Genomic DNA, 25,762 nt, shown 5'->3' with positions numbered 1-25,762 from the left:
GAGGCTGCGATCTGTTCGGCAACACCCCAATAACCTGATGAAACAAAATTTGCCGATTCCCTAACAAATTCAAAAACTGGAGACAGCAATGGCCGAAGCAAAAGTACTCAGTGGCGCCGGGCTCCGTGGCCAGGTTGCCGGGCAAACCGCACTGTCCACCGTGGGCCAGTCGGGCGCCGGTCTGACCTATCGTGGCTACGACGTTCGCGAATTGGCGGCTGACGCACAATTCGAAGAAGTGGCTTACCTGCTGCTGTACGGTGAACTGCCGACCAAAACACAACTCGCCGCCTACGTGAGCAAGCTGAGCAAGCTGCGTGACCTGCCGCAAGCGCTGAAAGAAGTGCTGGAACGCATCCCCGCCGACGCCCACCCGATGGACGTGATGCGCACCGGTTGCTCGTTCCTGGGCAACATCGAACCGGAGAAAGACTTCTCCGAACAACACGACGTCACCGACCGCCTGTTGGCCGCATTCCCGGCGATCATGACTTACTGGTATCGCTTCAGCCACGACGGCAAGCGCATCAGCTGCGTGAGCGACGAACAGTCCATCGGCGGCCACTTCCTGCACCTGCTGCATGACAAGAAGCCGAGCGAGTTGCACGTCAAGGTGATGAACGTTTCGCTGATTCTCTACGCGGAACACGAGTTCAACGCTTCGACCTTCACCGCGCGGGTGTGTGCATCGACCCTGTCGGACATGTTCTCTTGCATCACTGCTGCCATCGGCTCGCTGCGCGGTCCGCTGCACGGCGGCGCCAACGAAGCGGCGATGGAAATGATCGAGCGCTTCAGCTCGCCGCAAGAGGCGGTCGAAGGCACCCTCGGCATGCTGGCGCGCAAGGACAAGATCATGGGCTTCGGCCACGCGATCTATAAGGACAACGATCCGCGCAACGAGGTGATCAAGGGCTGGTCGAAAAAACTCGCCGAGGAAGTGGGCGACACGGTGTTGTTCCCGGTCTCCGAAGCCATCGACAAGACCATGTGGGAACAGAAAAAACTGTTCCCGAACGCCGACTTCTACCATGCGTCGACGTACCACTTCATGGGCATCCCGACCAAGTTGTTCACACCGATTTTCGTCTGCTCGCGCCTGACCGGCTGGGCCGCGCATGTGTTCGAACAACGTGCCAACAACCGCATCATCCGCCCAAGCGCCGAGTACGTCGGCGTCGAACAGCGCAAGTTCGTGCCAATCGAACAACGCTGAATGGTGGGGACGCCGACGCAGGGATTTGAACATATCGCAAATCCCTGTGGGAGCGGGCTTGCCCGCGATGACGGAGTCACATTCGACATAAATGTCGCCTGACCCACCGCAATCGCGGGCAAGCCCGCTCCCACAGGGGGTGTGTTGACTTCGAACCCTGTGCCAGGCCCCACCTTTTGAAACTACCGTGACCGAGTCCTGACGATGAACACTGAATTCCGCAAACCGCTGCCCGGCAGCCATCTGGATTACTTTGACGTCCGTGCGGCTGTCGAAGCCATCCAGCCCGGCGCCTACGACACTCTGCCGTACACCTCCCGCGTGCTGGCGGAAAACCTGGTGCGTCGCTGCGACCCGGCCACGCTGACCGAATCCCTCAAGCAATTCATCGAGCGCAAACGCGACCTCGACTTCCCGTGGTTCCCGGCGCGGGTGGTGTGCCACGACATTCTCGGCCAGACCGCACTGGTCGACCTCGCCGGCCTGCGTGACGCCATCGCTCTGCAAGGTGGCGACCCGGCGCAAGTCAACCCGGTGGTGCCGACGCAACTGATCGTCGACCACTCCCTGGCCGTCGAGCGCGGTGGTTTCGATCCGGAGGCGTTCGAGAAGAACCGCGCCATCGAAGACCGTCGCAACGAAGACCGTTTCCACTTCATCAACTGGACCAAGAAGGCGTTCAAGAACGTCGACGTGATCCCACCGGGCAACGGGATCATGCACCAGATCAACCTGGAGAAAATGTCTCCGGTGATCCAGGTGCGTGACGGCGTTGCCTTCCCTGATACCTGCGTCGGCACCGACAGCCACACCCCGCACGTCGATGCCTTGGGCGTGATCGCCATCGGCGTCGGTGGCCTGGAAGCGGAAAGCGTGATGCTTGGCCGCGCGTCGTGGATGCGCCTGCCGGAAAGCGTTGGTGTTGAACTGACCGGCAAGCTGCAACCGGGCATCACCGCCACCGACATGGTGCTGGCGTTGACCGAGTTCCTGCGTCAGCAAAAAGTCGTCGGTGCATGGCTGGAATTCTTCGGTGAGGGCGCATCGAAGCTGACCCTCGGCGACCGCGCGACCATCTCAAACATGGCCCCGGAATACGGCGCCACGGCGGCGATGTTCTACATCGACCAGCAGACCATTGACTACCTCAAACTCACCGGCCGTGAAGACGAGCAAGTGCAGTTGGTCGAGACCTACGCCAAGCACACCGGCCTCTGGGCTGACAGCTTGAAGAACGCACGATACGAGCGCGGGTTGACCTTCAACCTGTCCTCGGTAGTACGCAACATGGCCGGCCCGAGCAACCCGCACGCCCGCGTCGCCACCTCCGATCTCGCCGCGCAAGGCCTCTCTGGTCAGTGGGACGCCGTGCCGGGCCAGATGCCGGACGGCGCGGTGATCATCGCCGCCATCACCAGCTGCACCAACACCAGCAACCCGCGCAACGTCATCGCCGCCGGCCTGCTGGCGCGCAATGCCAACAAGCTCGGGCTGACTCGCAAACCGTGGGTCAAATCGTCCCTGGCGCCGGGTTCGAAAACCGTCGCGTTGTACCTCGATGAAGCGGGCCTGACCGATGAGCTGGAACAGCTCGGCTTCGGCGTCGTGGCCTTCGCTTGCACCACCTGCAACGGCATGTCCGGCGCACTGGACCCGGTGATCCAGCAAGAGATCATCGACCGCGACCTGTACGCCACCGCCGTACTGTCCGGCAACCGCAACTTCGACGGGCGAATCCACCCGTATGCGAAGAACGCGTTCCTCGCCTCGCCACCTTTGGTGGTGGCTTACGCCATCGCCGGGACCATCCGTTTCGACATCGAAAAGGACGTGCTGGGCCTCGACGCCGAGGGCAAGGAAATCCGCCTGAAAGACATCTGGCCGAGCGACGAAGAAATCGACGCGGTGGTGAAAGCCTCGGTCAAACCGGAGCAGTTCCGTCAGGTCTACATCCCGATGTTCGCCATCCACGAAGACACCGGCCCGAAAGTCACGCCGCTGTACGACTGGCGCGAAATGAGCACCTACATCCGCCGTCCGCCGTACTGGGAAGGCGCACTGGCCGGCGCGCGTCCGCTCAAGGGCATGCGCCCGTTGGCCGTGCTGCCGGACAACATCACCACCGATCACTTGTCGCCATCGAACGCGATCATGCTCGACAGCGCCGCCGGCGAATACCTGGCGAAAATGGGCTTGCCGGAAGAGGACTTCAACTCTTACGCCACGCACCGTGGCGATCACTTGACCGCACAACGCGCGACCTTCGCCAACCCGAAACTGTTCAATGAAATGGTTCAGGAAAACGGCAAGGTCAAGCAGGGTTCGCTGGCCCGCGTCGAGCCGGAAGGCAAAGTGATGCGCATGTGGGAAGCCATCGAAACCTACATGGAGCGCAAGCAGCCGCTGATCATCATTGCCGGCGCCGACTACGGTCAGGGCTCGTCCCGCGACTGGGCGGCGAAGGGCGTGCGTCTGGCCGGTGTTGAAGCGATCGCGGCCGAAGGCTTCGAGCGCATTCACCGCACCAACCTGGTGGGCATGGGCGTGTTGCCGCTGGAATTCAAACCGGGCACCGACCGTCACACCCTGGCCATCGACGGCAGCGAAACCTACGACGTGATCGGTGAGCGCACACCGCGCGCCGAACTGACGCTGGTGATCAATCGCAAGAACGGCGAACGCGTCGAAGTGCCGGTGACCTGCCGCCTCGACACCGCCGAAGAAGTGTCGATCTACGAGGCTGGTGGCGTACTGCAACGCTTCGCTCAGGACTTCCTCGAAGAATCGGCGGTCGCTGTCTAACCACACGCAGTGCGGGTGCGGGACTTCAGGTCCCGCGTCTGCTTATAGGGAACAACATGGCTCACGCACCTCAGATCAAGATCCCTGCCACCTACATGCGTGGCGGCACCAGTAAAGGCGTGTTCTTCAGCCTGCAAGACCTGCCCGAAGCGGCACAGATTCCTGGCCCGGCCCGCGATGCCTTGTTGCTGCGCGTGATCGGCAGCCCCGACCCGTACGACAAGCAAATCGACGGCATGGGCGGCGCGACGTCCAGCACCAGCAAAACCGTGATCCTGTCGAAAAGCATCAAGGCCGATCACGACGTCGACTACCTGTTCGGTCAGGTGTCCATCGACAAGCCTTTCGTCGACTGGAGTGGCAACTGCGGCAACCTGTCGGCAGCGGTCGGTTCGTTCGCCATCAGCAATGGCCTGGTGGACGCCAGCCGCATTCCGCAGAACGGCGTGGCTGTGGTGCGCGTGTGGCAGGCCAACATCGGCAAGACCATCATCGCCCACGTGCCGATCACCAATGGTGAGGTGCAGGAAACCGGCGATTTCGAACTCGACGGCGTGACCTTCCCGGCCGCCGAAGTGCAGGTCGAATTCATGGACCCGGCGGCGGAAGAAGAGGGCGGCGGCGGTTCGATGTTCCCCACCGGCAACCTCGTGGATGACCTGGAAGTGCCCGGCGTCGGCACCTTCAAGGCGACCATGATCAACGCCGGCATCCCGACCATCTTCGTCAACGCCGAAGACATCGGCTACACCGGCACCGAGCTGCAAGGCGCGATCAACGGCGACCCGAAAGCGCTGCTGATGTTCGAGACCATCCGCGCCTACGGTGCGTTGCGTATGGGCCTGATCAAGGACCTGGACGAAGCGGCCAAGCGTCAACACACGCCCAAAGTGGCGTTTGTGGCCAAGCCTGCGGATTACGTGGCGTCCAGCGGCAAGGCGATTGCGGCGGGCGATGTCGATCTGCTGGTGCGTGCGTTGTCCATGGGCAAGTTGCACCACGCGATGATGGGCACGGCAGCCGTGGCGATTGGCACTGCGGCAGCAATCTCCGGCACGTTGGTCAACCTCGCGGCGGGCGGCATCGAACGCAACGCCGTGCGCTTCGGCCATCCGTCCGGCACCTTGCGTGTGGGGGCCGAGGCCAGCCAGGTCAACGGTGAATGGACCGTGAACAAAGCCATCATGAGCCGCAGTGCACGAGTGTTGATGGAAGGCTTCGTCCGCGTGCCGGGTGATTCCTTCTAACTGACACACACCTTGTAGGAGCTGGCTTGCCAGCGAAGCCGGTGTCACAGGCAACAATAATGTTGGATGTGACCCCTTCTGACGATACAACCCCTGTAGGAGCTGGCTTGCCAGCGAAAGCGGCCGACCGGCAACGATGATGTTGGATGTGACAGCCTCTTCGCTGGCAAGCCAGCTCCTACAGAGGGTTGCATTACCAAAATAAGAACGGTGTAACCAACCAAGATCGCCCCTGAACCGAGGTCCCATCAACGAACCACCGACCGAGTGAATCGAACATGAGCGCCAACGTCGACCTGAACAACCGCCCCGACTACGACACGGTCCTGCAGGACATCGCTGACTACGTCCTCACCTTCAACATCGAATCCCAAGAAGCGTTGGACACCGCCCGTAACTGCCTGATGGACACGTTGGGCTGCGGCCTGCTGGCCCTGCGCTTTCCCGAATGCACCAAACACCTGGGCCCTATCGTCGAAGGCACCGTCGTACCTTTTGGCGCCCGGGTGCCGGGCACCAGCTTCCGTCTCGACCCGGTCAAAGCGGCCTGGGACATCGGCTGCATCGTGCGCTGGCTCGATTACAACGACACCTGGCTCGCGGCCGAGTGGGGCCATCCGTCCGATAACCTCGGGGGGATTCTCGCGGTGGCCGATCACCTGTCGCAAAAACGCCTGGCCAATGGCGAGGCGCCGCTGACCGTTCGCGCCGTGCTCGAAGCGATGATCATGGCCCACGAGATTCAGGGCGTGATCGCGCTGGAAAATTCCTTCAACCGTGTAGGCCTCGATCACGTCATTCTGGTGAAAGTCGCCTCGACCGCCGTCACCGCCAAACTCATGGGCGCCAATCGCGAGCAACTGCTGTCGGCGTTGTCCCACGCGTTTGCAGATGGCCAGGCGCTGCGCACCTACCGCCATGCGCCGAATGCCGGGTCGCGAAAATCCTGGGCGGCAGGCGATGCGTCGAGCCGTGGCGTGCGCCTGGCGGACATCGCGATGCGCGGTGAAATGGGCATTCCCGGCGTGCTGACTGCCAAACAATGGGGCTTCTACGACGTGCTGTTCAGCCACACCAACAATGATCTGGAGCTGAAACCCGACGATAAACGCGCGTTCAGCTTCTCCCGCAAGTACGGCAGTTATGTGATGGAGAACGTACTGTTCAAGATCAGCTTTCCCGCCGAGTTCCACGCGCAAACCGCCTGCGAAGCCGCCGTCACCCTGCATCCGCAAGTCCGCAATCGCCTGCACGAAATCGACAAGATCGTCATCACCACCCACGAATCGGCGATCCGCATCATTTCCAAGGTCGGCCCGTTGGCCAACGCCGCGGACCGCGACCATTGCATTCAGTACATGACCGCCGTGCCGTTGGCGTTCGGCAATCTGGTGGCCGAGCAGTACGAAGACGACTTCCACGCGGCGCACCCGATCATCGATGTGCTGCGCGAGAAAATGGTCATCGTCGAAGAACCGCGCTACACCCGCGAATACCTGGAGGCCGACAAGCGTTCGATCGCCAATGCGATACAGGTGTTTTTCAAGGACGGTTCCAGCACCGAAAACGTGGTGGTGGAGTACCCGATCGGCCATCGCCGGCGCCGCACCGATGGCATCCCGCTGTTGGAGGACAAGTTCAAGGCGAATCTGGCGACGCGCTTCACGGCGCAGCGAAGCGCCGAGATTTTTGCGTTGTGCACCGATCAGGCGAAGCTGGAAGCCACGCCGGTGAACCGCTTTGTCGATCTATTCGTGATCTGACCCCCATCCCTGTAGGAGCCAGGCTTGCCGGCGAAGGCGTTCTTGAGGGCGCCTTCGCCGGCAAGCCTGGCTCCTACAGGAATGTGTTCAACCTTTGAGCCATTTCTCGATGGGCAATTTGGTGATGGCAAAACCCGTCAGCAATACCGTCGAATAGATCACAAGTTCTCGAGAAATGACCTGCCCTTCGTACCACGCACCCATCACCACCGCGAACACCGGAAAAATAATGAACACAAACGACAAAATGATCGGGCTCAGGCGTTTGAGCAGCAAAAAATAAACGATAAACCCACCCACTGACGCCACCAGCCCCAAATAGAGCAGGGCGCTCCACGAGCGTAAGCTGATGGCCGCGAACACTGGGGCTTCAACACTCAAACCCGCGACAAACAGCATCAACCCGGCGATGCCGATCGGCAGGGTGTTGTAGGTAATCACGCTGATCGCCGTGCCATGTTTCTTGGTCACCACGTAACACAGCGCGTGCATCACCGCCGCACAAAGAATCGCCAACACGCCGAACAATTCGGCATGGTCCAGATGCAGCCCTTGGCTGCGGATAATCATGAACAGGCTGCCGAAGCCAATGGCAATGCCGAGCACTTGCGACGGGTAGATTTTCTCCCGCAAAAACAGCGCGGAAAACAGCAGGATAAACACCGGCATGCAGCTGAACAGCAGCGCCGTCAGACCGGACGAAACGTGCATTTCGCCGTAGTTGAGCAAGTAGTACGGCAGGCTGAAATACGACAGCGTGACGAACACAAAGAACCAGCGGCTTTCCCGTGGAAACAGCAGCGGTTCACGACGCAGCCGGGCGAAGCAAAGAAACAACGGGAAGGCGATCAGGAACCGCAGGCCGGCAGCCGTCAGCGGCGGCACGCTTTCCACGGCGATTTTTATCCCCAGCCACGTCGTGCCCCAACTCAGGCACACGATCAGAAACAACGTGCTGGTGATCAGCGCGGTCAACCAGGGTTTGCGAATGCTTGAAGGGGCGCTGATAGCGATGGACATAATTGAGTTCCTTTTGTCGTCGGAATTGACCTTCACAGGCAAAAGGTCTATCCCTGATTGAACCTGTTTCAAGCACGCTATTCGGGGCTGTAATGACTGTCAAAGTAAGTATTGCCATGGTGTCAATCCTGCGCGACGGCCTCGCCAATGGCGTAGGTGTGAAGTACAAACGCCTGGCCGACGCCGTGGAAAAAGGCATTGCCGAAGGGCTGATAGACCCCGGCAGTAAATTGCCGCCGCATCGGCTGTTGGCCGATAGCCTGGGCGGCACCATTGGCACCATCAGCCGTGCCTATGGCGAACTGGAGCGCGTGGGATTGGTGGTCGCCCGTGTAGGGGACGGTACTTATGGGCGTCAGCGCGGGGTGGAACGTCCGCGGGACGTTGGCTTTCGCAATGTCAGCGATGAGCCGCAGCCGTTTTTTGATATGAGCCGCAACCAGCCGATTCCGGGGCAGGAAGCGCATTTCTTGAGTCAGAGCCTGCAAGCCTTGGCCCTCGATCCCCAGGCGTTGCAGCACCTCGGCGGCTACACCGCCGAGGCCGGCCTGCCGCGCTACCGTGCGGCGGGCGCGCATTGGCTCCGGCACGGGGCGGTTGTGCCGAGTGCCGAGCAGATCGTCTGCGTGAACGGCGGCCAGCAGGGGCTGCTGTGCACGTTGATGGGGTTGCTCAAGGCCGGTGACACCGTGGTGACCGAACACCTGACCTACCCAGGATTGATCAGCGTCGCACGCCTGCTGGGGATAAAACTCATCGGCGTGGCGATGGATGACGAAGGACTCGATCCCGTCGCCCTTAAGGAGATTTGCCGTCACCATCGCGTCTCAGCGCTGTATTGCACGCCGACGATCCAGAATCCTACGGCGGCGGTGATGTCAGTCCCACGGCGCGAGGCGATTGCTGAGGTCTGCCGGCAGAATAATCTGCTGATCTTCGAGGACGAGGCCCACGCGGTATTGGCTCGACAGCGCCCGTTGCCGTTGAGCCATTTCGCCCCGGAGCGCTCGGTGTTGATTGGCAGCTTGAGCAAGGCGGTTTCGGCGGGGCTGCGGGTCGGCTATTTGCATGCGCCGCAACCGTTGATCGGACGCTTGAGTGCGGCAGTGCGGGGGACGTGCTGGATGGCCAGCCCGTTGACGCTGGAAGTGGCGAGTTCGTGGATAGAAAACGGTGTGGCGGAGCTGTTGCTGGGGCAGCAGATTGCTGAGATCAGTCGGCGCAAGGCGCTGGTGGTCGGGTTGTTGGATGGGTTGGTGTACAAAACCCATCCTGACAGCCCGCATTTCTGGATCGAAGTGCCAGAGCCGTGGCGGGCGTCGCAGATTGCCGTGGAGCTGAAGGAAAACAATTACCTGGTGGCCACGGCCGAGATGTTTGCGGTCGGGCATGGCGCGGTGCCGCAGTTCATCAGGGCGAGTGTCTGTAATTCGGCGGGGGATGATCAGCTATTGCTTCGAGGGTTTGAAGCGTTGGCGGGGGCATTAACAGAGACCGTGTAATCGTTCATCGCGGGCAAGCCCGCTCCCACAGTGATCTTCAGCGGACACAACATTTGTGCACGACAGAAATCCTGTGGGAGCGGGCTTGCCCGCGATGGCGGGCTGGCAGACGCCAAAAAACTACTTGACCCGCCGCTCCACGCCTTTCTCCACCAGAATCTTCGCCGAAATCTCTTCCACCGAAAAATGCGTGGAATTGATGTTCGGGATGTTCTCCCGGCGGAACAGGTTTTCCACCTCGCGCACTTCGAATTCGCACTGTGCATAACTCGAATAGCGGCTGTTGGGCTTGCGCTCGTTGCGGATCGCGGTGAGGCGGTCCGGGTCGATGGTCAGGCCGAACAGCTTGTGCTGGTGGGCGCGCAGGGCGTTCGGCAGTTGCAGGCGCTCCATGTCGTCTTCGGTCAGCGGGTAGTTGGCCGCGCGGATGCCGAATTGCATGGCCATGTACAGGCAGGTCGGGGTTTTGCCGCAGCGCGACACGCCCACCAGGATCAGGTCGGCCTTGTCGTAATAGTGCGTGCGGGCGCCGTCGTCGTTGTCGAGGGCGAAGTTCACCGCCTCGATGCGTTCCATGTAATTGGTGTTGCTGCCAATCGAGTGCGACTTGCCGACGGTGTAGGAAGAATGCTCGGTCAGTTCCTGTTCAAGCGGCGCCAGGAAGGTCGAGAAAATGTCGATCATGAAACCATTGGACGTTGCGAGGATCTCACGAATGTCCTGGTTGACGATGGTGTCGAAGATGATTGGCCGAAAGCCGTCGTTTTCGGCGGCTTTGTTGATTTGTTGTACCATGGCCCGCGCTTTATCCACGTTGTCGATGTACGGACGCGTGAATTTGCTGAAGGTAATGTTCTCGAACTGCGCCAAGAGGCTTTGGCCGAGGGTTTCGGCTGTGATGCCGGTGCCGTCGGAAATAAAGAAAGCAGATCGTTTCATTTGCACCTTGGGCCTTAAGCTAGTGACGAATCTTGGATATAGTAGGCGCGATTTGCTGGCCGCCAGTGGCCCGCATTCTCACTTATTTTCCAGGTCCAGGCCATACAGCTGGCAAACGCTCCCCCGAGCAGCCGGCTTCTGAGCTTTTCCAACACAGTTAGTGGAGAGATCACCTTGGTAGAGTACGTAGTTTCCCTCGATAAGCTCGGCGTCCATGATGTAGAGCACGTAGGGGGCAAGAACGCATCCCTTGGCGAGATGATCAGTAACCTTGCAGGTGCCGGTGTATCGGTGCCCGGTGGCTTCGCCACGACAGCTCAGGCTTATCGTGATTTTCTGGAACTGAGCGGCCTGAACGATCAGATCCACGCCGCCCTCGACGCCCTGGACGTCGACGATGTCAATGCCCTCGCCAAGACCGGCGCCCAGATCCGTCAATGGATCATGGAAGCCGAGTTCCCCGAGAAGCTCAACGCCGAAATCCGTACCGCGTTCGCCACGCTGTCGGCCGGCAACCCTGACATGGCCGTGGCCGTGCGCTCTTCCGCTACCGCCGAAGACCTGCCGGACGCTTCCTTCGCCGGTCAGCAGGAAACTTTCCTGAACATCCGTGGCGTCGAAAACGTTATTCGCGCCGCCAAAGAGGTGTTCGCTTCACTGTTTAACGACCGCGCCATTTCCTACCGCGTTCACCAGGGCTTCGACCACAAGCTGGTAGCCCTGTCGGCCGGTGTGCAGCGCATGGTCCGCTCCGAAACCGGCACCGCCGGCGTGATGTTCACCCTCGATACCGAATCGGGCTTCCGTGACGTGGTGTTCATCACCGGCGCCTACGGCCTGGGTGAAACCGTCGTACAAGGCGCGGTGAACCCGGATGAGTTCTACGTCCACAAAGGCACGCTGGCAGCCGGTCGTCCGGCCATCCTGCGTCGCAACCTGGGCAGCAAAGCCATCAAGATGATCTACGGCGAAGTGGCCACGGCCGGTAAGTCGGTCAAGACCATCGACGTCGACAAGGCTGATCGCGCACGTTTCTGCCTGAGCGACGCCGAAGTCAGCGAACTGGCCAAGCAAGCGATGATCATCGAGAAGCACTACAAGTGCCCGATGGACATCGAATGGGCCAAAGACGGCGACGACGGCAAGCTCTACATCGTTCAGGCGCGTCCTGAAACCGTGAAGAGCCGCACCCAGGCCAACGTCATGGAACGTTACCTGTTGAAAGAAACCGGCACCGTGCTGGTTGAAGGTCGCGCCATCGGCCAGCGCATCGGCGCCGGCAAGGTCCGCATCATCAAGGACGTGTCCGAGATGGACAAAGTCCAGCCGGGCGACGTGCTGGTTTCCGACATGACCGACCCGGACTGGGAACCGGTCATGAAGCGCGCCAGCGCCATCGTCACCAACCGTGGCGGTCGTACCTGCCACGCGGCGATCATCGCTCGCGAGCTGGGCATCCCGGCCGTGGTCGGTTGCGGCAACGCCACCCAGCTGTTGCAAGAAGGCCAGGGCGTGACCGTTTCCTGCGCTGAAGGCGACACCGGCTACATCTTCGAAGGCGAACTGGGCTTCGACATCAAGAAAAACTCCGTCGACGCCATGCCTGATCTGCCGTTCAAGATCATGATGAACGTCGGCAACCCGGACCGCGCCTTCGACTTCGCGCAACTGCCGAACGCTGGTGTGGGCCTGGCCCGTCTGGAATTCATCATCAACCGCATGATCGGCGTGCACCCCAAGGCGCTGCTGAACTACGCCGGGCTGCCGCAGGACATCAAGGACAGCGTCGACAAGCGTATTGCCGGCTACGACGATCCGGTCGGTTTTTACGTCGAGAAGCTGGTTGAAGGCATCAGCACCCTGGCCGCTGCGTTCACCCCGAAAAAGGTCATCGTGCGTCTGTCGGACTTCAAGTCCAACGAATACGCGAACCTGATCGGCGGCAAGCTCTACGAGCCGGAAGAAGAAAACCCGATGCTGGGCTTCCGTGGCGCTTCGCGTTACATCAGCGAATCGTTCCGCGACTGCTTCGAACTCGAGTGCCGTGCCCTCAAGCGCGTGCGCAACGAGATGGGCCTGACCAACGTCGAAATCATGGTGCCGTTCGTCCGTACCCTGGGCGAAGCGAGCCAGGTCATCGACCTGTTGGCGGAAAACGGCTTGAAGCGTGGCGAAAACGGCCTGCGCATCATCATGATGTGCGAGCTGCCGTCCAACGCGATCCTTGCTGAAGAATTCCTCGAGTTCTTCGATGGCTTTTCCATCGGCTCCAACGACCTGACCCAGTTGACCCTGGGCCTGGACCGTGACTCCGGGATCATCGCTCACCTGTTCGACGAGCGTAACCCTGCGGTCAAGAAGCTGCTGGCGAACGCCATTGCCGCGTGCAACAAGGCTGGCAAGTACATCGGCATTTGCGGTCAGGGCCCTTCGGACCACCCTGATCTGGCCAAGTGGCTGATGGAGCAGGGCATCGAAAGCGTTTCGTTGAACCCCGATTCCGTACTGGAAACCTGGTTCTTCCTGGCTGAAGGTCAAGCCTCGGCTTGATAGTGTGTGAACGGGCCGCTCTTTTTGTAGGAGCGAGCTCGCTCGCGATGGACGACAACGATAACGCGTTTATCCTGGATAACCGTGGTGTCTTGTAGTTTTTCGCGAGCAAGCTCGCTCCTACAAGGGGTGGCCTTTTCAGAGATTCAAGCAGGGCGGGCTCCTCTGGAAGCCGCCCTTTTTTGTGCAAGAGCATTATGCAAAGCAGCAGCAACCTATTTCCTGTCGCCCTGATCAGCGCCGAGCGGCGCGGCGATCTGAGCGAAGACGTCTATCGTTTGAACCCCGGCAACAGCCCCGACGGCACCGTCGAACTGGCTGTAACCCGCCTCGGCCTGGCCGATGAATCGTCCGTGCGTGGCGTGCCGGTGATCCTGTTGCACGGCAGTTTTTCCAATCGACGCTTCTGGTTTTCCCCGAAAGGCCTGGGGTTGGGCGCTTACCTGACTCGCCTGGGGTTCGACGTGTGGATTCCGGAAATGCGCGGTCATGGCCTGTCCCAGCGCAACCACGACTACCGCAAGAACCGCGTATCCGACTATGCGCGCTACGATCTGCCGGCCATTGGCGCGTTCGTGCGCGAGCAAAGTGGCCAGGTCCCGCACTGGATTGGTCACTCACTGGGCGGGATTACTCTGGCGGCGGCACTGGGCGGTGAGTACATCGGCGAGCCGGTCGTGGCCTCTGCGGCGTTTTTCGGCACGCAGGTCAGCCGCACCTACTGGCCGTTGAAGATTCCACCGGTGGAGTGGAGCGGACGCTTCATTCTCAAGCGTTTTGCCCAGCTGTCCGGTTCCCGGCTCAAGCGTGGCCCGGAGGACGAGCCGATTGGCCTGGCCCTGGAAAGCATGCGCTGGTACGGCCTGTTTGGGCGCTTCGGCGATGCCGACAAGGACTGGTGGGCCGGGTTGGCGAATGTTCAGTTGCCCGTGCTGGCCGTGAGCGCAGCAGGCGATCATCAGGACCCGGCCTGGGCCTGTCGCAAGTTGTTCGAACAGGTCGGCTCCGAGCACAAGCAATTTATCAACCTGGGGCGCGAGCAGGGCTTTGGCGATAATTTCGGTCACGTGGAAATGCTCGTCAGCAAAGCCGCCCAGGCTGAAGTCTGGCCGTTGGTGGCCCGCTGGTTGGCGGATCAGCAAACACCGTTACTGGGTGAGAAGCCGGATTTGGCCGCGGCAGTTTGAGCCTGATGCTCTAACAAGGGCATTTCGCTCTGATCGGCTTGCGGCTAAGATATGACGCATTGAGCTTTTCTGGTCACTTTGCGACATCCTCGATTGTCTTCCTCTTTACAGGAGTTTCTCGATGAACCATTACCTCACGCCTGACCTGTGCGACGCCTATCCGGAGCTGGTGCAGGTGCTGGAACCGATGTTCAGCAATTTCGGCGGCCGTGATTCCTTCGGCGGTGAAATCGTGACCATCAAGTGCTTCGAAGACAACTCGCTGGTCAAGGAGCAAGCCGAACTCAAGGGTCATGGCAAGGTGCTGGTGGTCGATGGTGGCGGTTCCCTGCGCCGTGCGCTCCTGGGCGACATGATCGCCGAGAAAGCCGCCAGCAACGGTTGGGAAGGGCTGGTGATCTACGGTTGCATCCGCGACGTCGACGTCATCGCGCAAACCGACCTGGGCGTGCAGGCCCTCGCCAGCCACCCGATGAAAACCGACAAGCGCGGTATCGGCGATCTCAACGTGGCGGTGACCTTTGCTGGCGTGACTTTCCATCCAGGCCATTACATCTACGCGGACAACAACGGCGTGATCATCTCGCCAAGCCCGCTGAAAATGCCTGCATAAAGCGCAGAACCAACAAAGGGGTGAGGATGTTCGAGGAAGAAAACGCGCAGTGGGGGCTGGTGCATGCCCTGGTGCTGGACGGTAAAGGCGGTGCGCGTTCGATAGCCCGGACTGAACTCGATGACTTGCAGCTGCAGGCCCATGAAAGCCTGTGGCTGCACTGGGATCGCAGTCACCCGCAAACCCAGACCTGGCTGCGCAAATCCAGTGGATTGAGCGAATTCAGCTGTGACCTGCTGCTCGAAGAGAACACTCGACCGCGTCTTCTACAGCTTTCCGACAGCGAACTCCTGCTATTTTTGCGTGGGGTCAACCTGAACCCGGGCGCCGAGCCGGAAGACATGGTCTCGGTGCGGATCTTCGGTTCGGCTAAACGGGTCATTTCCCTGCGTTTGCGTCCATTACGCGCCACTGATGAGTTGTTGGTGCAGCTGGCTGAGGGCAAGGGACCGAAAACCGCCTCCGAACTCGTCCTTTATATGGCGCAATTCCTCACCAACAAAGTGCAGGATCTGGTCAGTTGCCTCTCGGAAGTGGTCGATGAGGAAGAAGAAAAGCTGGATGCCGACGAACGGTATACACCCGAGCATGGCGCCATTTTGCAGATCCGCCGGCGGGCTGCTGCGTTGAAGCGCTTTCTCGCTCCGCAGCGGGATATTTTCGCTCAGCTGACGCGGATAAAACTGCCGTGGTTCGTCGACGATGATGGCGATTACTGGAACGAATTGAACAACAGCCTGACCCGCTATCTCGAGGAGCTGGAATTGACCCGGGAGCGGGTGGGGCTGGTCCTTGAGGCCGAAGATAGACGTTTGAGCGTGCGCATGAACCGCACGATGTACCGTTTCGGGATCATCACCGGAATCTTTTTGCCGATGAGTTTTCTGACCGGTCTGTTGGGCATCAACGTCGGTGGGATTCCGTTCTCGGCAAGCCCTTATGGCTTCCTGATTGCCTGCCTGATGATGGTCTCGGTGGCACTCGGGCAGTGGTGGTTATTCCGCCGTTTGCGCTGGGTCTGAGGATGAGCCATGTGACCCGGGCAAATTTGATCGCGTCTTTCACAGACATCACGAGAGGTGCGTATGCACGATCCGTTTGAACAGTCTTTACGTGACATGCTCAAGGCATCACCGTCCACCCGGGACGACGATGCGTGCCTTGGCCGTGTACTGAAAACCGCCAACCGCCAGGTCGGCGCCGGTGATCTGTTCAGCCTGCTGGGCCGCTGGCTGCCCGCGCTGATGATCGCCCTGAATAACGGATCGGCTCACGTCTCGCCGGTTTCCCGTCACCGTAAACCTACCGTTCGCACTGCTGATAAGGCTGATTGAATATGGAACTTGATCTCTGGACACAGAGCCTCGTCACTGCAATGACTGCGTTATGGACCAAGGTTGCAAATTTCATCCCGAACCTGTTTGGCGCACTGGTGGTACTGCTGCTAGGTTTTGTCGTGGCGAAACTTTTGGATACTTTGCTGTCCAAGTTGCTCGCCAAGCTGGGGCTCGATCGCCTGATGGGCGGCACCGGTCTGACTAAATTGCTGTCCCGGGCCGGTCTTCAGGTGCCGATTTCGACTCTGATCGGCAAGATTGTCTATTGGTTCGTTCTGCTGATTTTTTTGGTTTCCGCCGCAGAATCCCTTGGACTTGAGCGAGTTTCGGCTACGCTGGACATGCTTGCGCTGTATTTGCCGAAAGTATTCGGCGCCGCGCTGGTGCTGCTGGTGGGTGTTTTGCTGGCGCAACTGGCGAATGGGCTGGTGCGGGGTGCGGCAGAGGGCGTAGGGCTGGATTACGCCGCCGGTCTTGGGCGGATTGCCCAGGGCCTGGTGATTATCATCAGTATTTCGGTCGCAATCAGCCAGTTGGAGGTCAAGACTGACCTGCTCAACCATGTGATTGTGATTGTATTGATTACCGTTGGTCTGGCGGTTGCGCTGGCCATGGGATTGGGAAGCCGGGAAATTGCCGGCCAGATTCTTGCGGGAATCTACGTGCGTGAGTTGTATCAGGTTGGGCAACAAGTGCGTGTTGGCGAGGTCGAAGGTCAGATCGAAGAGATCGGCACGGTTAAAACCACATTGCTGACCGATGAGGGTGAGCTAGTCTCTCTCTCCAATCGGATCCTCCTGGAGCAGCATGTGAGTAGCCGCTAACCCGGCAAACCCTGCTAATGTATGCCGCCGCTAAATGCCCTGAAGGGCTGCGGCGGACATTGACCTGACTGTCGGCCCGACTTGTTTTGAATAAAGCTCAATCGCTCTCCACGCGCTACGACCCCCGCGAGCTCTCTGATGAGGAGTTGGTCGCGCGCTCGCATACCGAGCTGTTTCACGTAACGCGCGCCTATGAAGAACTGATGCGGCGTTACCAACGAACATTATTTAACGTCTGTGCACGATATCTTGGGAACGATCGAGATGCAGACGATGTCTGTCAGGAAGTGATGTTGAAGGTGCTGTACGGCTTGAAGAACTTCGAGGGTAAATCGAAGTTCAAGACATGGCTATATAGCATCACGTACAACGAATGCATCACACAGTATCGGAAGGAACGGCGAAAGCGTCGCTTGATGGACGCTTTGAGTCTGGACCCCCTTGAGGAAGCGTCTGAAGAAAAGGCGCCGAAACCCGAGGATAAGGGCGGACTCGATCGCTGGCTGGTGTATGTGAACCCGATTGACCGCGAAATTCTGGTGCTACGATTTGTCGCAGAGCTGGAGTTTCAGGAGATCGCAGACATCATGCACATGGGTTTGAGTGCAACAAAAATGCGGTACAAACGCGCTCTAGATAAATTGCGTGAGAAATTTGCAGGCATTGCTGAAACTTAGTTCGGCGCAAATATCTCTTACGTGTAGGCAAGTTCTGTTAGACTTGCCGCCGAGTTGTCCCCCGGTTTGCGGGACTGCTTCACAATCACCAGATGGGGATTTAACGGATGAAACTGAAAAACACCTTGGGCTTGGCCATTGGTTCTTTGATTGCCGCCACTTCGTTCGGCGCTCTGGCACAAGGCCAAGGCGCAGTTGAAATCGAAGGCTTCGCAAAGAAAGAACAATTCGACAGCGCTCGTAACTTCAAGAACAACGGCAACCTGTTCGGTGGTTCGGTTGGTTACTTCTTGACCGACGACGTTGAACTGCGTCTGGGCTACGACGAAGTGCACAACGTGCGTTCCGACGACGGTCGTAACATCAAGGGCGCTAACACCGCTCTGGACGCTCTGTACCACTTCAACAACCCAGGCGACATGGTCCGTCCATACGTTTCGGCTGGTTTCTCCGATCAAAGCATCGGCCAGAACGGCTCGAGCGGTCGTAACCGTTCCACCTTCGCCAACGTTGGCGGCGGTGCCAAGCTGTACTTCACCGAGAACTTCTACGCCCGTGCTGGCGTTGAAGCTCAATACAACATCGACCAGGGCGACACCGAGTGGGCTCCAAGCGTCGGTATCGGTGTGAACTTCGGTGGCGGCTCCAAGCCTGCTGCAGCTCCAGCTCCAGCTCCAGCTGAAGTGTGCTCCGACAGCGACAACGATGGCGTTTGCGACAACGTTGACAAGTGCCCGGACACCCCAGCTAACGTAACTGTTGACGCTGATGGCTGCCCAGCAGTTGCTGAAGTTGTTCGTGTTGAGCTGGACGTGAAGTTCGACTTCGACAAGTCGGTAGTCAAGCCTAACAGCTACGGCGACATCAAAAACCTCGCTGACTTCATGAAGCAGTACCCATCCACCACTACTACTGTTGAAGGTCACACTGACTCCGTCGGTCCTGACGCTTACAACCAGAAACTGTCCGAGCGTCGCGCTAGCGCCGTTAAACAAGTTCTGACCAACCAGTACGGTGTTGAATCGTCCCGCGTTCAGTCTGTTGGCTACGGCGAATCCCGCCCAGTTGCTGACAACAAAACTGAAGCTGGTCGCGCTGTAAACCGTCGCGTAGAAGCGCAGGTTGAAGCTCAAGCTAAGTAATTAGCTCGCAGCTCTGAAAAGCCCGGCTTAGGCCGGGCTTTTCTTTGTCTGCGATTTAGTGAAGAAGGGTTGAATCAGTGGATTCAGGCTGACTGATCGGCCGTCATCGCGGGCAAGCCATGCTCCCACAGGGATGATGTTGCTCGGGCTGCCACCGCACCGATTACCAGGATGGCCGGGCTCTTCAACTCAAAGGCGCAGGCATCTTCCTCCATCGCGGTCAGGTCACTGCGACATTCCCGTTGGTGCGCCAGGGACGCGTTTTCAATCATCGCCACCGGCGTATCCGCCGCCATCCCGCCCGCCAGCAGTTGCTCGCGGATCTCGCTCAGTTTCGCCACTCCCATGTAGATCACCAGCGTCGTGCCGCCCTGGGCCAAGGCCTGCCAGTTCAGGCTGCTGCCATCCTGAGTGTGGGCGGTCACCAGCGTCACACCGCGTGCCACGCCCCGGAGCGTCAACGGAATATCGCATTGCGTCGCGCCAGCCAGCCCGGCGGTGATGCCATTGACCAGCTCGACGTCGACCCCGCGTTCGCGCAACCACTGCGCCTCTTCACCACCGCGACCAAAAATGCACGGGTCGCCACCCTTGAGCCGCACCACGCATTTGCCGTGGCGGGCGTAACGCAGCATCAGGCGATGTATGAAGGCTTGAGGCGTGGAGCGACAGCCACCGCGTTTGCCGACGGCAATGATCCGCGCCTTGGGGCAGTGTTCCAGCACGGCGTCATTGACCAGATCATCGATCAGCACCACATCTGCTTCCCTCAACGCCCGAACCGCCTTGAGCGTCAGTAATTCCGGATCGCCAGGACCCGCACCCACCAGCCAGACTTTTGCGCTCATAGTGTTTTCCTCACGAGAAGATCAGAAGATCGCAGCCTTCGGCAGCTCCTACAGGTGTGTGCGATCTCATGTAGGAGCTGCCGAAGGCTGCGATCTTTTAGCCATGAAATGCCAAATACAACAGCACCAGATTCACTACCAACGACACCAGCGCCAAGGTCCGCCAGACCTTCAGCGGCTCGCGCTCCAGCAGCGGCCGAGGTCGTACGCTCAAACTGCGCCGCTCACCCTGTTCCAGCAGCAGTAACCACTCTTCCGCCGTTTCAAAGCGCTGACCCGGATCAGCCGCAACGGCGCGCTCCAGGCTTTGTGCGATCCACTCCGGCAGGTCGGGTCGGTAGCGACTGGCGCTGACCCGCACGCCAAAGCGTGGGCGCTGGAATGCTTCGATTTCGCCATAGGGATAATGCCCGGTGAGCAGGAAATACAAGGTCACGCCGACCGCATACAGGTCCTGTTGCGGTGTCGGCGGGTCGCCGCGAAAGGCTTCCGGCGCGATATAACTGGGCGTTCCGGGCAGGGCCGAGGGCTGATCTTCGGACAGGCCGGGGCAGTAGGCGAGGCCGAAATCCAGCAGGCGTAACTCGCCATCGTCCCCCAGCAGCACATTCTCCGGTTTGATATCCCGATGCAGAATCTGTCGACGATGCAGCATACCGACCGCCCGCAACAGGCGTTCCGCCAGGTCCAGCCATTGGGCCAGTGGCAGCGATCCGACCTGGTCATGCAACTGCGCCAGGGTCGATCCGGAATATTCACGCATCACGTAGTACAAATGCTGACGCTGGCAGGCGGCATGCACTTCAGGGAAATGCCGCCCGGCCACGCGCTTGAGGAACCATTCTTCCGACAGCAACGCCTGACCGGCCAGGTGATCGTCGCGCAGCGCACCGGGCAAGGTTTTCAGTAGCCAGGGCTGTTGCTGAGCATCACGAACCCGATAAAGCACCGACTGCTGGCTCTGGCCGAGGATCCCTTCAACCTCCCAACCCTCGAAGACCTGGCCCGGCTTCAATGCCGGAGGCAGCGGCCATTGCTGCACGTGAATCAAGGCATCGCCGATGTTCGTTTCACCGAGGGCATCGACCCGCACCAGCAAGGCGCTGGCGTTGTCCTGGCTGCCAGCCAGGTGCGCGGCAGTGACCAGCGTCTGCGCAGCACTGTGCAAATCCGGTTGATCACGCAGAATCGCCGCAATCGCCGTGTCACCCAACACTGCCCAGATGCCATCGCTGAGCAGCACGAAGCTCTCATTCAGCCGAAGTTCACCATCAAGAAAATCCAGCACCAGATGCTGATCCAGACCCAGTGCGCGTTTGAGCACGTGCTGCATGCCCGGCTGGTCCCAGACGTGATCCTCGCTGACCCGCTGCAAGGTGTCGGCATGCCAGCGATAGACCCGGCAATCGCCGACATGGGCCAGGGTGAAACGCCGGCCGCGCATGACCAAGGCACTGACGGTGGTCAGCAGCGGTTGCCCGCCACCATTGGCCTGCAACCAGCGATTCTGCGCCAGCAGCAGGCGATCCAGTGCCTGCGCGACGCCCCAGGTTTCCGGCGTGGCGTAGTAATCCAGCGCCAGGGCCTGCAAGGTCGAACGAGCCGCTAGCCCGCCGTCGGCGCATTGGCTGACGCCGTCGGCGATGGCGAACAGGTAACCCTTGCTCGCCGCCAGCGCCGGCGCTGGCGTCACCAGGCGCAGAGCGTCCTGGTTTTCCTCGCGAGGGCCGATGGCGCTGGCTTCGGCGAAGCTCAGTTGCAGGCTCATCGCTGCCTCAGACCCGTGCAGCGGTCACGGCAGCCGAGCCCCAGGTGGTTCTCCAGCGACGTTTGACACCGTGCAGGCCGAACCAGGCAAGTACGCCGAGGCTGGCGAATAACCACAACGCCAGTTGATAGCTGCCGGTGCTTTGCTTGATCGCGCCCATGCCGGCCGCGAGGGCGAAGCCACCGATGCCGCCGGCCATGCCGATCAGGCCGGTCATCACGCCGATCTCCCGACGAAAACGCTGCGGAACCAACTGGAAAACCGCGCCATTCCCCGCGCCCAAACCGAGCATGGTGCAGACGAAAAGTGCCAATGCCGCGTAGGAACTTGGCAGATTGAAACCCACCGCTGCGATGCAGATCGCCGCCACCGTGTACATGCCCAACAGAGTGCGAATGCCACCGAAACGGTCGGCCAGCGCGCCGCCCAACGGACGCATCAGGCTGCCACCGAAGACGCAGGCAGCTGTGTAATAACCGGCAGTCACCGGGCTCAGGCCATATTGGTCGTTGAAATAGCCGGGCAGGGCGCTGGCCAGGCCGATGAAGCCGCCGAAGGTCACGCTGTAGAAAAACATGAACCACCAGCTGTCACGATCACCAAGGGCCTTGAAGTAATCAGACACCGACTTGGCTTTCGGCCGTTCCGGGGCGTTCCTGGCGAGCCAGGCGAAGACGATCAGGGTCAGGATCAGCGGAATCAGGGCGAAGCCGAACACGTTGCTCCAGCCGAATGCAGCCGCCAGGACTGGGGCGATCAGCGCGGCGAGCACCGTACCCGAGTTACCGGCACCGGCGATGCCCATGGCTTTGCCTTGATGCTGCGGCGGATACCACTGCGACGCCAGGGGCAGGGCGACGGCAAAGGACGCGCCGGCCATGCCGAGGAACAGGCCCAGCAGCAGCGCTTGCTCGTAACTGTGAATGCCGAGTTTCCAGGCGCCGAACAGCGCACAGATGACGATCACCTGGCCAATCAGCCCGGCGGTTTTCGGTGACAGGCGATCAGCCAGCAGGCCCATTACAAAGCGCAGCACCGCCCCGGCCAGAATCGGCGTGGCCACCACCAGCCCGCGTTGTTGGGTGGTCAGGTGCAGGTCGGCGGCGATCTGCACTGCCAGGGGGCCGAGTAAGTACCAGACCATGAAGCTCAGGTCGAAATAGAGGAAGGCCGCGAACAGTGTCGGGGTATGGCCGGATTTCCAGAAGCTTGAATTCATCGCGCACCTCAGCTGATAGGAGTCTCGAACGGGAGTCATGCCGGTGGGGCGCCGAAGGGCTGCACCACCGGCCCCAGGCAATGGGGCCAAAACAAAAAAACGCCGCCACCTGATTCGCCAAGGGCAAATGAGGTGGGCGGCGTCTTTGTCGTAGGGGGGGCACCCGCCGTTGGTTACCTGTACCGATTACTTAGCCAAATCTGTGCCAACAGCCGAAACCGTGGTGTGGCTAATCGCGGGCAAGCCCGCTCCCACAGGTTTTGTGGGCACCCAAGATCCATGTGGGAGCGGGCTTGCCCGCGATGGGGCCCAGGCAGGTAAATACAGACGCTTCAGCCCAACAACTCACTCATGGCAATAATCTGCTCCGCCACCTGAATCAGCTTCTGCTGGCGGCTCATCGCCTGGCGGCGCATCAGCGTGTAGGCCTCTTCTTCGTTGCAGTCCTTCATTTTCATCAACAACCCTTTGGCCAGCTCGATGCGCTTGCGCTCGGCCAGTTGCTGGTCGCGGGCGTGCAATTGGGCGCGCAGGGCCTGGTCGCTTTCAAAACGCGCCATGGCCACGTCGAGAATCGGCTGCAAACGTTGTGCGTGAATGCCTTCGACGATGTAGGCACTGACTCCGGACTTGATCGCCTGACGCATCACGTCGGGGTCATGCTCGTCGGTAAACATCACGATCGGCCGCGGTTGGTCGCGGCTGACCAGCACCACTTGCTCCATTACATCGCGGCTCGGTGACTCGGTATCGATCAGAATCACGTCCGGACGCACCGTTTCGACGCGCGCGGGCAGGTCGATGGTCAGGCCGGATTCATCAATGACCTCGAACCCGGCTTCGGTCAGGGCGGCTTTCAGGCGGCCGACTTTCTTCGCGGTGTCGTTGATCAGCAGAATACGCAACATGTTTGCAGTCTCCTGTCAGCGGCTGGCGAGAAGGGGCGAGCTGTCGCTCATGGCGTGCAGCTTGAAACTGCGGGCATAGCCGGCCGGGTCGGAACCGTCCCAGACCTTGCCGTCGATCAACTGGCTGCTGCGCATTTCCAGTCCCAACGCGGCGACACCGACGGCGCTCGCGGCCTCTCGGTACACGTCCAGTTGCTGGACCTGACGGGCCACCGCGAGGTAGTCCGGATCATCGCGCAGCAAACCCCAGCGGCGGAACTGGGTCATGAACCACATGCCATCGGACAAGTAAGGCAAGTTGACCTCGCCCTCACCATGGAAGCGCAGCGCGTGCGGGTCCTGCCAGCGATTGCCCAGACCGTCGGCGTAGTCGCCGATCAATCGCGGTTCGATGCAATCGAGTGGCGCATCGAGGTATTGCGCTGCGCTCAACAGTTGCGCGGTACTGCGGCGATTTTCCGGGCGTTGTTCGATGAAACGGCTGGCCTGCAGAATCGCCATCACCAGCGCCCGGGCGGTGTTGGGGTATTGCTCGACGAAGGCGCGGGTGCAGCCGAGGACTTTTTCCGGGTGATCGGGCCAGATGGTCTGGGTCGTCGCCAAGGTAAACCCGAGGTTCTGTTTCACCGCGCTGGCAGACCACGGCTCACCGACGCAGAAGCCGTCGATGCGCCCCGCTTGCAGGTGCGCGACCATTTGCGGCGGCGGCACCACCACGCTGTCGACATCCTGCAGCGGATGAATGCCCTGACTCGCGAGCCAGTAATACAGCCACATGGCGTGGGTGCCGGTAGGAAATGTCTGGGCGAAGGTGAGTTTTGGGCGAGTTTGGTGCACGTGCCGATCCAGTGCCTCAGGACTGGTCACACCCAGCGCCTGCAAGCCGTGGGAAAGGTTGATGCTCTGACCGTTCTGGTTCAGGCCCATGAGCACGGCCATGTCGGTGGGCGCGACGCCGCCGATGCCCAAATGCACGGCGTAGATCAAACCGTACAGGCTGTGAGCGGCGTCGAGTTCGCCGCTGACCAGTTTGTCTCGCAGATTGGCCCAGGACGACTGGCGCTTGAGGTTCAACGTCAGGCCGTAAGGCTGGGCGAAACCCTGCGTCGCCGCGACCACCACCGAGGCGCAGTCGCTCAGGGCCATGAAGCCGAGATTGATTTCGGTCTTTTCCGGGGCATCGCTGCCATTGACCCAGGCCAATGGGCCGGCTGAAGGTTCATTCATCACTTCTCACCTTGCAAAAAAAGGCGTCGTCCCAGGTCCCTGCGCGAGCAAAGCCGGGTGACGACGCCATTGTCCTCCCACTCATCCCACCGTTGACATGAGTGCTGATGCCTGTTGACGGTGCAAGGCATATGCCAGCGCCCGGGTTTCATCAGCTTTCCATCAAGATTGAAAGCGCCACGCCTTTCATCCTGACGACCGTTACAACACGAGTCGCCACAGGAGGTAAGTGTGCAGATCAATCGACTTTGGGCGACACCCGTGCCTGATATTCGCCGGGACGAGCAGGTGCTGTTCGCGCAGGTCGCCGAGCAGGCGCTATGCCTGACGTTTGCCAGTGGCGCGTTGTGCTGCTGTCTGCCTGCAGGCTGGCAAGGACTGTTGGCGGTGCGCGGCGAGTTTGAAATGACCGGCGGCGCCGGTGCGCAGATTTTGCCGATGCCCGAAGCGTCCTTGGTGAAACTGCAGGTGTTTATCGACCTGGGCGGCGCATTGATCGGCCAAGGCCCACGCCCGACGTCCTGGGCGGCACTTGCTGTCTCTTACGAGACCCTCGATTCCGACAAGAAACGGGAGCGTTGGTACATCGAACAGGCCATGCGTGGCGGCGTGTCGTACCGGGCCTTTGCCAACGTACTGCGGCACAACGAGAACTATTGGCTGGTGCGGTTTCTGCTGGAGCAGGGCGCGAGCAGCGAAAAGCTGACCTGGCTGGCGCAGCGCTATGGCGTGTCGGTGTCGCACTTTCGGCGATTGTGCCGACAGGCGCTGGGCGGTGCGACCAAGCCTGCATTGCGCGACTGGCGCACGGCCCAGGCACTGCTGAGCATGAGCCTGGAAGATCGCTCCCTGACCGACGTGGCGCTGGCGTTCGGCTACGCCTCCTCTTCGCACTTCTCCAAGGAAATTCGCGAGCAGGTGGGTTTCGCACCCAGCAGGCTGGCGGATATCACGCACCTTTCAGGCAAGTAAG

21 protein-coding genes are annotated in these 25,762 nt (G+C 60.3%); 14 read left to right on the top strand and 7 right to left on the bottom strand.

The genetic code is table 11. The features are described from left to right. Positions 1-88: 88 nt before the first annotated feature. The 4 genes from prpC (at position 89) to prpD (ending at position 7,028) form a co-directional block, all read left to right on the top strand. Positions 89-1,216, top strand: a complete 1,128-nt coding sequence (prpC, locus tag AEQ67_RS15185) for a bifunctional 2-methylcitrate synthase/citrate synthase (protein WP_059404636.1) — start codon at positions 89-91, stop codon at positions 1,214-1,216. Positions 1,217-1,420: 204 nt separating this feature from the next. After that, a complete protein-coding gene (gene acnD / locus AEQ67_RS15180; RefSeq protein WP_059404635.1) occupies positions 1,421-4,018 on the top strand; it encodes a Fe/S-dependent 2-methylisocitrate dehydratase AcnD in 2,598 nt (865 codons plus the stop codon). 56 nt (positions 4,019-4,074) lie between these two features. After that, entirely contained in the window at positions 4,075-5,265 is a 1,191-nt protein-coding gene (gene prpF / locus AEQ67_RS15175) for a 2-methylaconitate cis-trans isomerase PrpF (RefSeq protein ID WP_059404634.1), read from the top strand. 278 nt (positions 5,266-5,543) lie between these two features. After that, on the top strand, positions 5,544-7,028 hold the full coding sequence (gene prpD, locus AEQ67_RS15170) for a 2-methylcitrate dehydratase (protein ID WP_059404633.1): 1,485 nt from the start codon (positions 5,544-5,546) through the stop codon (positions 7,026-7,028). 87 nt (positions 7,029-7,115) lie between these two features. Here the strand turns inward: prpD and AEQ67_RS15165 are convergent, their stop codons facing one another. Next, on the bottom strand, positions 7,116-8,048 hold the full coding sequence (locus tag AEQ67_RS15165) for a DMT family transporter (RefSeq protein ID WP_059404632.1): 933 nt from the start codon (positions 8,046-8,048) through the stop codon (positions 7,116-7,118). Between the two features lie 92 nt (positions 8,049-8,140). Between AEQ67_RS15165 and AEQ67_RS15160 the strand changes: the two genes are divergently transcribed. Further along, on the top strand, positions 8,141-9,550 hold the full coding sequence (locus AEQ67_RS15160) for an aminotransferase-like domain-containing protein (protein ID WP_059404631.1): 1,410 nt from the start codon (positions 8,141-8,143) through the stop codon (positions 9,548-9,550). Positions 9,551-9,670: 120 nt separating this feature from the next. Here AEQ67_RS15160 and ppsR read toward each other — a convergent pair whose 3' ends face one another. Next, a complete protein-coding gene (ppsR, locus tag AEQ67_RS15155) occupies positions 9,671-10,489 on the bottom strand; it encodes a posphoenolpyruvate synthetase regulatory kinase/phosphorylase PpsR (protein WP_059404630.1) in 819 nt (272 codons plus the stop codon). 174 nt (positions 10,490-10,663) lie between these two features. On the opposite strand from ppsR, the gene ppsA reads away from it, so the two are divergent. The 8 genes from ppsA (at position 10,664) to AEQ67_RS15115 (ending at position 18,819) form a co-directional block, all read left to right on the top strand. After that, entirely contained in the window at positions 10,664-13,039 is a 2,376-nt protein-coding gene (ppsA, locus tag AEQ67_RS15150) for a phosphoenolpyruvate synthase (protein ID WP_059404629.1), read from the top strand. A 197-nt stretch (positions 13,040-13,236) separates the two neighbouring features. Then, the gene (locus tag AEQ67_RS15145) at positions 13,237-14,226 is read left to right on the top strand and encodes an alpha/beta fold hydrolase (RefSeq protein WP_059404628.1); all 990 of its coding nucleotides are present in this window, start codon (positions 13,237-13,239) and stop codon (positions 14,224-14,226) included. Positions 14,227-14,347: 121 nt separating this feature from the next. After that, positions 14,348-14,839 carry a ribonuclease E activity regulator RraA gene (gene rraA / locus AEQ67_RS15140; protein ID WP_059404627.1) on the top strand — a complete coding sequence of 164 codons (492 nt, stop codon included), beginning with the start codon at positions 14,348-14,350 and terminating at the stop codon, positions 14,837-14,839. Positions 14,840-14,865: 26 nt separating this feature from the next. Further along, complete coding sequence (locus AEQ67_RS15135; protein ID WP_059404626.1) at positions 14,866-15,861, top strand: zinc transporter ZntB; 996 nt, start codon at positions 14,866-14,868, stop codon at positions 15,859-15,861. A gap of 63 nt (positions 15,862-15,924) precedes the next feature. Continuing rightward, positions 15,925-16,173, top strand: coding sequence for a hypothetical protein (locus tag AEQ67_RS15130; RefSeq protein ID WP_045060997.1), 249 nt, complete (start codon positions 15,925-15,927; stop codon positions 16,171-16,173). 2 nt (positions 16,174-16,175) lie between these two features. Beyond that, on the top strand, positions 16,176-17,000 hold the full coding sequence (locus AEQ67_RS15125) for a mechanosensitive ion channel family protein (RefSeq protein ID WP_008027407.1): 825 nt from the start codon (positions 16,176-16,178) through the stop codon (positions 16,998-17,000). An 86-nt stretch (positions 17,001-17,086) separates the two neighbouring features. Further along, positions 17,087-17,677 (top strand): RNA polymerase sigma factor SigX, encoded by a 591-nt coding sequence (gene sigX, locus AEQ67_RS15120; RefSeq protein ID WP_008146300.1) that lies wholly within the window; start codon positions 17,087-17,089, stop codon positions 17,675-17,677. A 107-nt stretch (positions 17,678-17,784) separates the two neighbouring features. After that, a complete protein-coding gene (locus AEQ67_RS15115; protein WP_059404625.1) occupies positions 17,785-18,819 on the top strand; it encodes an OmpA family protein in 1,035 nt (344 codons plus the stop codon). Between the two features lie 83 nt (positions 18,820-18,902). On the opposite strand, the gene cobA is transcribed toward AEQ67_RS15115, so the two are convergent. From cobA to AEQ67_RS15090, 5 genes are all read right to left on the bottom strand, one after another. Next, the gene (gene cobA / locus AEQ67_RS15110; protein WP_059404624.1) at positions 18,903-19,667 is read right to left on the bottom strand and encodes a uroporphyrinogen-III C-methyltransferase; all 765 of its coding nucleotides are present in this window, start codon (positions 19,665-19,667) and stop codon (positions 18,903-18,905) included. A gap of 97 nt (positions 19,668-19,764) precedes the next feature. After that, positions 19,765-21,435, bottom strand: a complete 1,671-nt coding sequence (locus AEQ67_RS15105; protein WP_059404623.1) for a bifunctional protein-serine/threonine kinase/phosphatase — start codon at positions 21,433-21,435, stop codon at positions 19,765-19,767. 7 nt (positions 21,436-21,442) lie between these two features. Continuing rightward, the gene (locus tag AEQ67_RS15100) at positions 21,443-22,654 is read right to left on the bottom strand and encodes a nitrate/nitrite transporter (protein WP_059404622.1); all 1,212 of its coding nucleotides are present in this window, start codon (positions 22,652-22,654) and stop codon (positions 21,443-21,445) included. Between the two features lie 332 nt (positions 22,655-22,986). Beyond that, entirely contained in the window at positions 22,987-23,562 is a 576-nt protein-coding gene (locus AEQ67_RS15095) for an ANTAR domain-containing response regulator (RefSeq protein WP_008027390.1), read from the bottom strand. Positions 23,563-23,577: 15 nt separating this feature from the next. After that, positions 23,578-24,789, bottom strand: a complete 1,212-nt coding sequence (locus tag AEQ67_RS15090) for a CmpA/NrtA family ABC transporter substrate-binding protein (protein WP_059404621.1) — start codon at positions 24,787-24,789, stop codon at positions 23,578-23,580. 231 nt (positions 24,790-25,020) lie between these two features. On the opposite strand from AEQ67_RS15090, the gene AEQ67_RS15085 reads away from it, so the two are divergent. Beyond that, positions 25,021-25,761 (top strand): helix-turn-helix domain-containing protein, encoded by a 741-nt coding sequence (locus AEQ67_RS15085; RefSeq protein WP_059404620.1) that lies wholly within the window; start codon positions 25,021-25,023, stop codon positions 25,759-25,761. Position 25,762 lies beyond the last annotated feature (1 nt).

This window comes from Pseudomonas sp. RIT-PI-q (assembly GCF_001297125.1).
Lineage (GTDB): Bacteria > Pseudomonadota > Gammaproteobacteria > Pseudomonadales > Pseudomonadaceae > Aquipseudomonas.
Note: the sequence above shows the minus strand (reverse complement) of the source record. Positions and strands in the feature narration are given on the sequence as shown.